Origin of the sequence: Streptomyces sp. NPDC058308, assembly GCF_042880275.1 — a bacterium.
Taxonomy (GTDB): Bacteria; Actinomycetota; Actinomycetes; order Streptomycetales; family Streptomycetaceae; genus Streptomyces.
In genome coordinates this window covers 45,500-57,792 of sequence record NZ_JBHVZA010000006.1, presented here as the reverse complement: position 1 = coordinate 57,792, position 12,293 = coordinate 45,500, and the positions used below count along the sequence as shown (strand labels likewise).

11 protein-coding genes are annotated in these 12,293 nt (G+C 71.6%); 2 read left to right on the top strand and 9 right to left on the bottom strand.

The window, feature by feature from the left end:
- Positions 1-122: 122 nt before the first annotated feature.
- From ACFVYL_RS10605 to ACFVYL_RS10590, 4 genes are all read right to left on the bottom strand, one after another.
- Positions 123-1,898 (bottom strand): LCP family protein, encoded by a 1,776-nt coding sequence (locus tag ACFVYL_RS10605; protein ID WP_389714435.1) that lies wholly within the window; start codon positions 1,896-1,898, stop codon positions 123-125.
- A gap of 16 nt (positions 1,899-1,914) precedes the next feature.
- The gene (gene nadD, locus ACFVYL_RS10600; protein WP_268771192.1) at positions 1,915-2,553 is read right to left on the bottom strand and encodes a nicotinate-nucleotide adenylyltransferase; all 639 of its coding nucleotides are present in this window, start codon (positions 2,551-2,553) and stop codon (positions 1,915-1,917) included.
- Between the two features lie 66 nt (positions 2,554-2,619).
- On the bottom strand, positions 2,620-2,784 hold the full coding sequence (locus ACFVYL_RS10595) for a hypothetical protein (RefSeq protein ID WP_361715348.1): 165 nt from the start codon (positions 2,782-2,784) through the stop codon (positions 2,620-2,622).
- An 86-nt stretch (positions 2,785-2,870) separates the two neighbouring features.
- The gene (locus ACFVYL_RS10590) at positions 2,871-3,284 is read right to left on the bottom strand and encodes a hypothetical protein (RefSeq protein WP_389714433.1); all 414 of its coding nucleotides are present in this window, start codon (positions 3,282-3,284) and stop codon (positions 2,871-2,873) included.
- 99 nt (positions 3,285-3,383) lie between these two features.
- Between ACFVYL_RS10590 and ACFVYL_RS10585 the strand changes: the two genes are divergently transcribed.
- Entirely contained in the window at positions 3,384-4,547 is a 1,164-nt protein-coding gene (locus tag ACFVYL_RS10585; RefSeq protein ID WP_389714432.1) for a M48 family metallopeptidase, read from the top strand.
- 23 nt (positions 4,548-4,570) lie between these two features.
- On the opposite strand, the gene ACFVYL_RS10580 is transcribed toward ACFVYL_RS10585, so the two are convergent.
- The 5 genes from ACFVYL_RS10580 to proB form a co-directional block, all read right to left on the bottom strand.
- On the bottom strand, positions 4,571-5,656 hold the full coding sequence (locus ACFVYL_RS10580) for a hypothetical protein (RefSeq protein WP_389714431.1): 1,086 nt from the start codon (positions 5,654-5,656) through the stop codon (positions 4,571-4,573).
- 123 nt (positions 5,657-5,779) lie between these two features.
- Positions 5,780-6,394 (bottom strand): hypothetical protein, encoded by a 615-nt coding sequence (locus ACFVYL_RS10575; RefSeq protein ID WP_389714430.1) that lies wholly within the window; start codon positions 6,392-6,394, stop codon positions 5,780-5,782.
- Between the two features lie 82 nt (positions 6,395-6,476).
- Positions 6,477-7,769: a glutamate-5-semialdehyde dehydrogenase gene (locus ACFVYL_RS10570; protein ID WP_389714428.1), complete on the bottom strand. Its 1,293-nt coding sequence runs from the start codon at positions 7,767-7,769 to the stop codon at positions 6,477-6,479.
- Positions 7,770-7,923: 154 nt separating this feature from the next.
- Complete coding sequence (locus tag ACFVYL_RS10565; protein ID WP_389714426.1) at positions 7,924-8,412, bottom strand: hypothetical protein; 489 nt, start codon at positions 8,410-8,412, stop codon at positions 7,924-7,926.
- 215 nt (positions 8,413-8,627) lie between these two features.
- Positions 8,628-9,734, bottom strand: a complete 1,107-nt coding sequence (proB, locus tag ACFVYL_RS10560) for a glutamate 5-kinase (RefSeq protein WP_389714424.1) — start codon at positions 9,732-9,734, stop codon at positions 8,628-8,630.
- A gap of 316 nt (positions 9,735-10,050) precedes the next feature.
- On the opposite strand from proB, the gene ACFVYL_RS10555 reads away from it, so the two are divergent.
- A complete protein-coding gene (locus tag ACFVYL_RS10555; protein ID WP_389714422.1) occupies positions 10,051-12,150 on the top strand; it encodes a hypothetical protein in 2,100 nt (699 codons plus the stop codon).
- Positions 12,151-12,293: the final 143 nt, after the last annotated feature.

Below are 12,293 nucleotides of genomic sequence, written 5' to 3'. Positions count from 1 at the left end.
CCTTCGGGTGGTGGATACACCCCCAGGGTCTCACGGACCGCCGACAGCACCCCAGACGATTACGTCACCGCCCCGGGGCCGCCCCCGACACGGGCGGCGCGAGGCCGTCCGCGCCGGTCGCCTCAGCCGGTCCGGTAGTCCTGGCCGAGGACCACGGACACGTCGGCGTTCGGCGGTGTCCTGCCCTTGCGGACCGCGCTCGCCGGCAGCCCGAGGGTCTTCGCGACCTCACTGGCCTGCGTCTTCTTCGCCGCGTCCGCGTAGGTGACCTGCGAGGCGGCCTGGGCCGTGGAGCCCGCGCCGCTGTCGATGAAGGTGTAGCCGCCGTTGACCAGGGAGATCCGGGCGTCCTGGGCCGCGGCCTTCTTGCCCGAGGCGTTCTTGACGCCGACCCGCACGGCCGCGCCCTTCTCCGGGCTCTTCACGGCTCCGCCGAGGACGTCCTTGACCACGGTGTCGCCGGCCTGCTCGGTGAGCGTGCCGTCCGGCCGCACCGGCAGCAGCGTGGTCTTGTAGTCGCCGCCCTTCGCCCGGTCGGCGAGCTTGGCGAGGAAGGCACCGAGATCCTTCTCCTCCAGCGAGGGGTCAAGGATCTGCGCGAGCGACTGGACGGTGGTCGTGGCCGCCTGCGGGTCCGACGAGAGCTTGCGCAGCACGCCCCGCATGACCTGGCCGAAGCGGTCGAGCTGCGCGGACTCGGCCTCGCCGGACGCCCGGTAGGTGGCGTAGGCGACCGCCATCGGCCCGCTCAGGGTCTGCCGCTCACCCTTCTTCACGAGGGGCGCCTGCCCGTTCTTCGCCTTGGGGTCGGGCACGTCGGTGTCCGTGTCGATGTCGATGTTCCCGACGAGCTCGACGAGGTTGTTCAGGTACGGGGTGTCGAGGCGCCAGGTGCCCTCGACCTCGGTGCCGAGCACCGTGTCGATGGACTCGCGGGTGCCGGTCGAGCCGTCGTCGTCGACGGACTTGCCGAGCGTCGTCGACGTGCCGTCGTCGTCCGGGACGGCGAGGGAGTTGGGCAGCAGGACGGTGGCGCCCTGCTCGGTGGTGGCGTTGTTGACCAGGAGCGCGGTGGAGGTGCCGCCGCCCTTGGTGTTGTGCAGGTGGACGACGACCACGTCGCGCTTCTGCGGTCCGGACGCGGCGGCCGCGGCGTCCTTGTCGTCCGACAGGCCAGGCAGCTCGCCCGCGTACCAGAGGTAGCCGACGCCGCCCGCGACGACGAGGGCGAGGACGACGACCAGCGCGACGACCCGCGAGCGCCCGCGCCGCTTGGCCTCCTCGCGCCGCTCGGTGCGGCTCTCGGTGAACTTCAGCCAGTCGATGACGTCTTCGGAGTCCTCGTCCGGCTCCTCGATGAACGAGAACTGCTCGGTCTTGTACCCGCCCTCGGGTTCGCGCTCCGGCGTGGGCTCGGGTTCCGGGACGGGCTCGGGTTCCGGGACGGGCTCGGGTTCCGGGGCGTGCTGGGGTGGCACCTGAGCCTGCTGTTGTTGCTGAGTCTGCTGGTGCTGCTGTTGTTGCTGATGCTGCTGGGGTTGCTGCTGCTGCGGGATCCAGCCGGTGTCGTACGAGGTCCCGGCGTTGCCGTATGCGTCGTACGCCCCGGACCCGCCCGCTCCATAGGCCCCGGTTTCATAGCCCTGCTGCCGGCCGCTCGCATAGGGGTCGTACCCGTACCCCTGATGCTGCTGCGCCTGCTGCGCCTGCTGCTCGTACGGCTGGTGTTGCTGCTGGTGTTGCTGCTGCTGGGGCACTTGAGGCTGCACCTGCTGATACACCGGTCGCCCGTACTCGTCGTACCCGACGACCTGGTACTGATCAGCCGCGTATTCGCCCGCGTACTCGCCCGCACACGGGTCGCTGCCCGCATACGGGTCGTACTGTCGGTCGTTCACCGGTGCCCCTCTCGGCTCATTCGCCGCGGTACAGCTCGCGCTTGTCGATATAACGCACCACACCGTCGGGCACCAGGTACCAGACCGGATCCCCCTTGGCGACCCGCGCGCGGCAGTCCGTGGACGAGATGGCCAGGGCCGGCACCTCCACCAGGGAGACGCCGCCCTTGGGCAGCCCGGGGTCGGCCAGCGTGTGGCCGGGCCGGGTGACCCCGATGAAGTGCGCGAGGGAGAACAGCTCTTCCGTGTCCCGCCAGGTGAGGATCTGGCCGAGGGCGTCGGCGCCCGTGATGAAGAAGAGATCCGTGTCGGGGTTGAGGGCACGCAGATCGCGCAGCGTGTCCGTCGTGTAGGTGGCTCCGCCGCGGTCGAGGTCGATGCGGCTCACCGAGAACTGCGGGTTCTCGGCGGTCGCGATGACCGTCATCAGATAACGGTCCTCGGCGGGCGAGACCTGCTTGTCGCTCTTCTGCCACGGCTGGCCGGTCGGCACGAACACCACCTCGTCGAGGTGGAACTGCGCGGCGACCTCACTGGCCGCCACGAGGTGTCCGTGGTGGATCGGGTCGAACGTTCCGCCCATGACGCCCAGGCGGCGCTTGCCGTTGCTCACCGGACCGGTCTCCGGACCGGTAGGCATGTCCTGCTCTCCCATGCGTGCAGACCCTACCGGCCCGGCGGACGGGCTCTGTTTCAGCGGTCCCGTTCGGGACGGCCCCGCTCAGCGGTCCCGGTTGAAGCGGGTGGTGATCCACAGGAGCAGCAGGAGGACGACGAACGCGCCCCCGCCGGTGAGGATGGGGCTGAGGCTTTCGTGGTTGCCGCCGTGCTCGCCGCCCTCGGAGGCGAGAGTGACCAGCTGGGCGGCGTTGCTGTGGAGGCTCATCTCAGGCAGGACCTATCCGGAGGTGGGATGGACATAAAGACTTCCGGGCCATCGTAAGCGGGGGGTCCGCTCCGGGTTACGCCGACTCAGCCGTTGCGGCTGTCGGCACCCTTGTCCGGCGCACTTTCGGCGCTCTCGCCAGGGCTCTCGCCGGGCGCGCTTCCCGTGCCCTTGCCGGGCGCGCTTCCCGTGCCCTTGCCGGGCGCGCTACCCGTGCTCTTGTCGGGCGCGATTCCCGTGCTCTTGTCGGGCGTGCGCTCCGTACCCTTGCCGGGCGTGCGCTCCGCGTCCTTCCCGGCCGGGCGCTCGGGCATCCGGTCCACGCCTCGTACCGAACCGCTGTCGCTGCTCTGCCGGTACCCGCGCAACAGGAACCAGCCGACCAGGACGCAGCCGACGACCATGACGATCAGCACGATCCGCAGCAGATTGCCCGGACCCTGCCGCTCCGCGGCCTTGGCCGCCTCGGTGAGCCAGTCGGCTCCGGGGTTGTACTCCATGACGGAAGACTCCTTCTGTGTGCTGCCCTGTCACGGTATCTCCGCCTAGGCTGGGCCCCACCTCGGGGGCACAGGAGGACGAGACATGGGGGACACGGCATGACCGACGACAACCACCGCGGGGGCGGCGAGGGCCACGAGCGCGTGCCGAGCAGGCAGCGCAGGCGCTTCCCCGGCATCTCGTCACGGGCGTACGAGCACCCGGCGGACCGCTCGGCCCTGGTGGCCCTGCGCAGGCTCACCGGCTTCGACACGGTCTTCAAGGCGCTCAGCGGCCTGCTGCCCGAGCGGAGCCTCAGGCTCCTGTTCCTGTCGGACTCGGTGCGGGTGTCCGACGCCCAGTTCGCGCACCTCAACACCATGCTGCGGGACGCCTGCTACATCCTGGACCTGGAGAAGGTCCCGCCGATGTACGTCAACCAGGACCCGAACCCGAACGCGATGTGCATCGGCCTCGACGAGCCGATCATCGTCGTGACGACGGGGCTCGTCGAGCTGCTCGACGAGGAGGAGATGCGGGCGGTCGTGGGCCACGAGGTGGGCCACGCCCTCTCCGGCCACTCCGTCTACCGCACGATCCTGCTGTTCCTCACCAACCTCGCGCTGAAGGTCGCGTGGATCCCGCTCGGCAATGTCGCGATCATGGCGATCGTCACGGCCCTGCGCGAGTGGTTCCGCAAGTCCGAGCTGTCGGCGGACCGGGCGGGGCTGCTCGTCGGCCAGGACCTGCAGGCGTCGATGCGCGGCCTGATGAAGCTCGCGGGCGGCAACCACCTGCACGAGATGAACGTGGACGCGTTCCTGGAGCAGGCCGAGGAGTACGAGGCCGGGGGCGATCTGCGCGACTCCGTGCTGAAGATCCTGAACGTCCTGCCGCGCACGCACCCCTTCGCCACGGTCCGCGCCGCCGAGCTGAAGAAGTGGGCCGATTCCCCGGCGGCTCGCGACTACCAGCGGATCATGGACGGCCACTACCCGCGCCGCGACGAGGACAAGGACACCTCGGTCTCCGACTCCTTCCGGCAGTCCGCGTCGTCGTACGCCGACGATGTGCGGAGCAGCAAGGACCCGCTGATGAAGCTGGTCAACGACATCGCGGGCGGCGCGGGCGACCTGGGCGGCAAGCTGCGCGGGAAGTTCACGGGCCAGGGCGGCGGCCAGGGCCGGAGCGGTCAGGGTCAGAGTGGTCAGGGTCAGAGCGGCCAGGGTCCGAGCGGCCAGAACGGCCCGGACGACGACGACAGCACCCCGTACGACAAGTAGCCCTCACGACCGACAAGCAGCCCTCAAGAGGCCGAGAGCGAAGGCTGTGCGGTCGTCGCGAGCGACCCGCACAGCGCCGTCGCGTTCCCCGTCCCGTACGGATCGGTGCCGGCCGGACCGCCCGCCTCCGCCTTCTGCCCGGCGAGCAGCGGCAGCAGGTGCTCCGCCGTGCCGGCCGCGCAGGCGAGGGGGCCCGCCTGAGTGGCGGAGGTGAGCACCTCGGCCCGGTGCATCCGCAGGTCGTCACGGTCGAAGCGGAAGTGCAGCTCACGGCGGACGGTGAACAGGGAGGCCGCGGCCCGCTTCTCCCCCGCCTGCCGGGCGGCAGGCCGCAGCGCGTATACGAACGTGTGCTCCGAGGTCACCTCCAGCGTGTTCCTGTCGGTCTCGACGACCCGCAGCGTGCCCTCGGCCCTGACCCGCTTGTCGGCGAGCGCGGTCTTCGCCGGGTCGAACCGCACCAGCCAGCCGGTGGCCGCGTGCCGCCCGTCGGCCGCCGGGCGGGCGAAGCTCCGGTCGAACTGGCTGAATTGCTGCGGGTCGACCAGGAGCCGCACGGAGCGCGGGGAGCCGCCGGTGAGCGCGTCCGGGTCGAGCGAGGACTCGACCAGATAGTCCTTGGCGATGATCAGCGCGGCCATCGCCTGGCCGTCCGAGAAGTGTGAAGTGCGGCGGACGGCAGGGAGGTTGATGCCTGCGGCGCCCACCCGGAACTGCGCGGCCGGGCTGTGCGCGTAGAGGTCGTCGACGCTCCCGGAACCGGGCACCCGGCCCGCGGGGGCGAGCGGTATCACCGTCATGCGCAGGGGCTCGGGGGGCTTGTTCACCGGGGACTGATACGGGTGCCGTACGCCCATGTAGATCGCCGTGCCGAAGGCCACCGCGATCAGCACGACGAGGATGACGAGCTGCCGCGACAGGGCCTTGTGGAGGCCGGGGCGGCGGCGCACGGCGCGCGTGTGATCGTCGAGGCGCTCCTGCGCGGAGAACTCCTGGAGCCGGGCAGCACGGACGAACGACTCGTCGAAGACGACGGATCGGTACTCGTCCTCGCCGCCCCCAGGAGCGCCCTCGGGCATCCCCGTCGGTGGTTCCCCTGGCCCGCCCATACCTTCAGGGTAGGTCTCCGGGCCGCCAGGTAAACGCCCTGGTACACGACAAGTTCCGACAACTCTTCACGGCCGGGTGCGGCCGCCCGCGGCGGCGATGTGCCAGGCCGGACGGGGTCGCGCTCACGGCGTGCGGGGCACCGCGGGCGCCCCCGACTGGCTGAACTCGGCCGAGACGGAGGGGCTGAGCGGCGCCTCTTTGCCGGCGCTCTGTCCGACCTCGGTCGAGGCGGGCGTCGGCACCTGCTCCTGACGGCCGGACGAGGCGCCGCGGTAGACGGCCGTGAAGGCGAGGGCGACCATGCCGATGCCCATCAGGAGGGCGAGCAGCCACGCTATGGGGCGGTGCCAGCGGAGCCGGCCGGGGTGGCGGCCCGGGCGGCCGTACCTCTCGACGAGGGGGTCGTGTTCGCAGGCGTCGTCGAAGTCGTCGTCGCGCCCGAAGCCACTGCCGCCGTCGGGCCCGAAGCCGTCCTCGTAGAGCTCGTCGTCCGTCGCGTCGGCGGCCGGGCCCCGGGTGCGCGCCCGGCGGGCCTCGGCCTCCGAGGCGTCGGCGCGCGCCTGCGCGGCGGCCAACAGCCGCTCCACCGCGGACAGTTCATGGACCTCCGCGGCTCGCACGAAGTCCTCGTCGAAGACCACGGAGGCGAACTCATCGTCCGCACCCCCGTGGTCGCGGTCGTCGTCGGGCTCCCAGCCGTCAGGGAACGACGGCGTGCCCCCCACGTCCTCCGGCACCCCTCCAGAGTAGACCTGGGCGGGGCAATTTGGGCAGACGCCAAGGGAATTCAGCCGGGACGACGTTCAACTCACCGGGCGCTCAGCGCACGTGGCCGTCACCCGTCACGATGTACTTGGTCGAGGTCAGCTCGGGCAGCCCCATGGGGCCGCGCGCGTGCAGCTTCTGCGTGGAGATGCCGATCTCGGCGCCGAAGCCGAACTGGCCGCCGTCGGTGAAGCGCGTCGAGGCGTTCACGGCGACCGTGGTGGAGTCGACGAGCTGGGTGAAGCGGCGGGCGGCCCGCTGCGAGGTGGTGACGATGGCCTCCGTGTGCCCGGAGGTCCACAGCCGGATGTGCTCGACGGCCTGCTCCAGGGTGTCGACCACGGCGGCCGCGATGTCGTACGAGAGGTACTCGGTCTCCCAGTCCTCGGTGGTCGCGGGCACGACGGTGGCCTTGGTGGCGTCCGCGTACGTGAGGACGCGCTCGTCGGCGTGGACGGTCACCCCGGCATCGGCGAGGGCGTCCAGGGCGCGCGGCAGGAACGCGTCGGCGATGTCCCGGTGCACGAGCAGCGTCTCGGCGGCGTTGCAGACGCTGGGGCGCTGCGCCTTGGAGTTGATCAGGATGTCGACGGCCATGTCGATGTCGGCCTCGGCGTCGACGTACACGTGGCAGTTGCCGGTGCCCGTCTCGATGACCGGGACGGTGGACTCCTCGACGACGGTCCTGATCAGCGAGGCGCCGCCGCGCGGAATGAGGACGTCGACCAGGCCGCGGGCCCGCATCAGCTCCCGCACGGAGTCACGGTTCTCGCCCGGGACGAGCTGGACGGCGTCCGCGGGCAGTCCCGCGCCGTGCACCGCGTCGCGCAGGACCCGCACCAGGGCGGTGTTCGAGGCATACGCGGACGACGAGCCGCGCAGCAGGACGGCGTTGCCGGACTTCAGGCAGAGGGCGGCGGCGTCCACGGTGACGTTCGGGCGGGCCTCGTAGATGATGCCGACGACGCCGAGCGGGACGCGGACCTGGCGCAGGTCGATGCCGTTGGGGAGGGTCGAGCCGCGGACGATCTCGCCGACCGGGTCGGGCAGGGCGGCCACGTCGCGCACGTCGGCGGCGATGGCGCGGACCCGCTCGGGGGTGAGGGTGAGCCGGTCCACGATGCCCTCGTCGGTGCCGGCCTCGCGGGCCCGCGCGATGTCCTTGCCGTTGGCCTCGACGATCTCGGCGGTCCGCACCTCGAGCGCGTCGGCGATCGCGAGCAGCGCGTCGTCCTTGGCGGCGCGCGGCAGTGGCGCGAGCGTGGCGGCGGCGCCGCGGGCGCGGTAGGCGGCCTGGGCGACCGGCGAGAGGTTGTCGTAGGGCGAGACGGGAGAGAGCGACGTCATGCCCGCAGGGTAATCCCCGCGGGTGCGGCGTCCACCCGCTATTCCAGTCCCCGAGACCGGCTGTCCGGGGCGGGCCCTGCCGCGCTCCGGGGCGTGCGCCCGCGGCCGGACCCGCCCCTGGAGCGGCGGTTCGGCGCCGGTGCGGGACGACGGCTCAAAACGGGTGCACGCCCACGGGCGTGGCCGGTAACGGTCCGTAACCTTCCGCTATCCGCTGGTGATAGGTGTCGCGGTCGATCACTTCGAGCCCCACGATCTCCCAGGGCGGCAGCTGCGCGCTCTGCCGGTGCTCGCCCCACAGCCGCAGCGCGACCGCGGCCGCGTCGTGCAGGTCCCGGGCCTCTTCCCAGTAGCGGATCTCGGCGTGGTCCGGCGCATATCTGCTGGTGAGCAGAAAGGGGTGGTCGTGGGCGAGCTGTTCGAGACCGCGCCTGACCTCGTCCAGCGGGGCCTCGGCGCCGGAGACGCTCAGCGTGACGTGCCACAGCCGCGGCACGTCCGCCGTCTCGCTCTCCTGGCCCTCGCCCTGGTCTCCCTCTCGCGCCCTGTGCGGGTCGCTCTCGTACACCGCCCCCGCGGCGACGCTCGTCAGCGCCCGCTCAGCCGGGCCGCGGGACGCCGCCCCCGAGCGCACTCGTCTCACGACGGCCTCCTTTACGCAATGGTGATGCAGATACGCAATGGTCGTGCGGAACTGTCTTCAACAAAGTTGAGCAGGCCAAGCGGTCTCGCGGGGCGGTTTTGGGGAGTTTCACCTCGCACGGGCCGGTCGCCCCGTGCCGTTCGCGACGGTTTTCGGCCGGGGCGCGTGGGGCGTGTGGGGCGGATGGTCCGATGCGGCCCGGGACTTCTCCGGGGCTAACCGTGCAGCAGGACGAGGTCGTCGCGGTGCACGACCTCCCGCTCGTACGCGGATCCGAGCTCCCGTGCCAGATCGCGCGTGGAGCGGCCGATGAGCATCGGGACCTCCTTCGCGTCGAAGTTCACCAGACCGCGCGCCACCGCCCGCCCCTCGGCGTCCCGCAGCTCGACCGGGTCGCCCGCGGTGAAGTCGCCCTCGACCCCGGCGATGCCGGCGGGCAGCAGCGACTTGCGCCCCTCGACGACCGCGTGCACCGCGCCCGCGTCGAGGACGAGCGCGCCCCGCGGCTCGGAGGCGTGCTGCAGCCAGAGCAGCCGGTCGGCGGAGCGGCGGCCCGTCCGGTGGAAGTACGTGCCCGTGGCGCGGCCCGCGAGGGCGTCGCCGGCCTGGCTCGCGGAGGTCAGGACGACCGGGATGCCGGCGGCCGCGGCGATCCGGGCCGCCTCGACCTTCGTGACCATCCCGCCGGTGCCGACGCCCGCCTTGCCCGCGCTGCCGATCTCGACGTGCGCCATGTCGGCGGGGCCCGTGACCTCGTCGAGCCGGGAGGTGCCGGGCTTCGCGGGGTCGCCGTCGTAGAGCCCGTCGACGTCGGAGAGGAGGACGAGGAGGTCGGCGTGGACGAGGTGGGCGACGAGGGCGGCGAGCCGGTCGTTGTCGCCGAAGCGGATCTCGTCGGTCGCCACGGTGTCGTTCTCGTTCACGACCGGCAGCGCGCCCATGGCGAGCAGCTGGTCGAGGGTGCGCGAGGCGTTGCGGTGGTGGGCCCTGCGGGCCATGTCGTCGGAGGTGAGGAGCACCTGTCCCACGCGTACGCCGTACCGCGCGAAGGAGGCGGTGTAGCGGGCCACGAGCAGCCCCTGCCCCACGCTTGCGGCCGCCTGCTGCCGGGCGAGGTCCTTGGGGCGCCGCACCAGGCCCAGCGGGGCCAGGCCCGCCGCGATGGCGCCGGACGACACGAGCACGATCTCGCGCTCGCCGCCGCTGCGGCTCTTGGCGAGGGCATCGACGAGGGCGTCGACACGGTCCGCGTCCAGGCCCCCCGATGCGGTGGTCAGGGACGACGACCCGACCTTGACCACGACCCGCCGCGCATCTGCCACTGACTGCCTTGCCGCTGCCACGCTCTTCCCCAAATGATCCCGATGCCCCGGACCTGCCCTCTTCCGGACCTGCAATCTACGTGAGCGCGGGGGCCCCGCGCCTGCCCGTTCCGAGGGACGGACCGGGCCGTGCGGGCGGCGGGGCGCGGAGGGCGTATTCCGGTCAGAGGCAGAAAGCGGCCTCAAGGTTCAGTCCGTTTGCCCCTTTATCCGGTGATTGACGTCACGGAAGATTGCTACGGGACCACCGCACGTCATACGGTCAGTGGTCGACTTCCCCCCATTCCCCCTTCATCCCCGCCAGGAGCCCAAGCTCGTGCCCTCTGCCGGACTCGCCCCTCGTCGCATCGTGCAGCTGTCAGCGCTGTTCGCGATGTTCGCGCTCTTCGCGACGCAGCTCGCGACCGCGCTGATCCCCTACGTCCCGGTGTTCATCGCCGCGGCCGCCGCGAACCTCGCGCTCGACATCTATCTGCAGTACAAGCAGCCGGGCCTCCTCTCCCTCCTGGGGAAGATCCGCTTCGACGTCACGGTCCGCCAGCTGCTGCGCGACATGCTGATCCTGGTGGGTCTGCTGCGCATCGACGGCATCGAGCCGCTGGCCGAGCAGTCTCCGCTGACCATCGCGCTGCTTGCCTTCTACGCCCTGCACTTCGGCTGCCAGGCCGTCGCCGTGCTCGTGCGCCGCGCCCGCTCGCTGCCGATCGTCACGCGCAACATCGACACCTCTGAGCTGCACCTGACGGCCGCGCCGCCGCGCATCCTCTCCCGCCGCCAGGCCCACCGTCTGCTGACGTTCTCGGTGCCCGGCACGGTCGGCCTCATGATCACCGCGGCGACCGCCGACGCGTACTGGGGCGGTATCGGGCTCGGCATCTCCCTCGTCCTGATCGGCTCCGGCGCGGTCTACCTCGCCACCTGGCTGTTCCCGAAGAAGCGGGCGAAGAACGACCAGAAGGTCATGGAGTGGCTCGACGCCTGGCTGGCGGAGTACAAGCCGACCGTCGCCATGTACTTCTCCGGCGGCTCCACGTCCGCGTACCAGGCGAACATGTGGCTCTCCACCCTCTCCGCGCTCGACGGCAAGCCGCTGATCGTGCTGCGCGAGCGGTTCATGGTGCAGAAGATCGACGCGACCGACGTGCCGATCATCTGCTTCCCGAAGGTCGCCACGATGTTCTCCCTGGAGACGTCGACGCTGAAGATGATGCTGCACCCGGCGAACGCCGCGAAGACCTCGCAGGTCCTGCGCATCCCCTCGATCAAGCACGCCTTCATCAACCACGGCGAGAGCGACAAGCTCTCCTCCTGCAACCCCTACGCGAAGGCGTACGACGAGGTGTGGGTGGCGGGCCCCGCGGCCCGCGACCGCTACCAGCTCGCGGACATCGGCGTCGAGGACAAGGACGTGGTCGAGGTCGGCCGCCCGCAGCTGTCGCCGATCCGCCCGTACTCCGGCGCGCCCACCGGGGCGTTCACGACCGTCCTGTACGCCCCCACCTGGGAGGGCTGGGACGGCAACCCCGGCAACACCTCGGTGGTCCTGGCCGGCGAGAACATCGTGCGTGAGCTGCTCGCCGACCCCGGCGTGCGCCTCCTCTACAAGCCGCACCCGATGACGGGCTCGCAGAACCCCGAGGCGGGCGCCGCCAACGAGCGCATCAAGGCGATGATCCTCGCCGCCAACGCGAAGCGCTCCGGCGCGCGCCCCGGCCCCGAGGCCGCCGCCGAGCTGGTCCGCCGCACCGTGGAGCTGGACCGGCTGACCGCCAGGTCCTTCCGCAAGAGCGCGGACGAACAGGAGCGGATGATGCTCCAGGGCTCCCCGGACGGCGACCAGCAGGCCGCGGTGGCCGCGGCGACCGCCGCGTGGGAGGCCGCGTTCTGGGCGTCCTACCCCGAGTGGGAGCACCAGATCATCACCGCCGCGCGCCCGGCGATCTTCACCTGCTTCAACCAGGCCGACCTGCTGATCAGCGACGTCTCCTCGGTCGTCTCGGACTGGCTGAGCAGCGAGAAGCCGTACGCCGTCGCCAACACGGCAGGCATGACCGAGGCGGAGTTCCGCGCGAGCTTCCCGACGGCGTCCGCGGCGGCGATCCTCACGCCCGACGCGAGCGGCGTGGCGGCCCTTCTGCAGGCCGTACGCGCCCCCGAGCTCGACTCCCACGCGGAGGCCCGCGCCGAGCTCAAGGAGCACCTCCTCGGCCCCTCGGACCCGCCTTCCCTGACCCGCTTCAACGCCGCGGCCCTCGCCCTGTGCGCCCAGGCCGACGCCCGCCGCGCCCGCATGGAGCAGCGCGTCGACGCGGACATCCCCGGCCAGCGCGCCGCGGAGGAAGCGGCGGCGGAGATGGACCAGGACGTGGCGGATCAGTCCGAGCAGAACGGCGCGGAGGACTCGGTCACCGCGTGACCTCGCCCGCAGACGTGAGAAGGCCCCCGGAGCTGAGCTCCGGGGGCCTTCTCACGTGCGACTCCCGCTGCGGGCAAGACGTGCCCGGGGCGATACGTCTTGGGCTGTGCCCTGACTCTTGGGCTGTGCCTTGACTCTTGGGC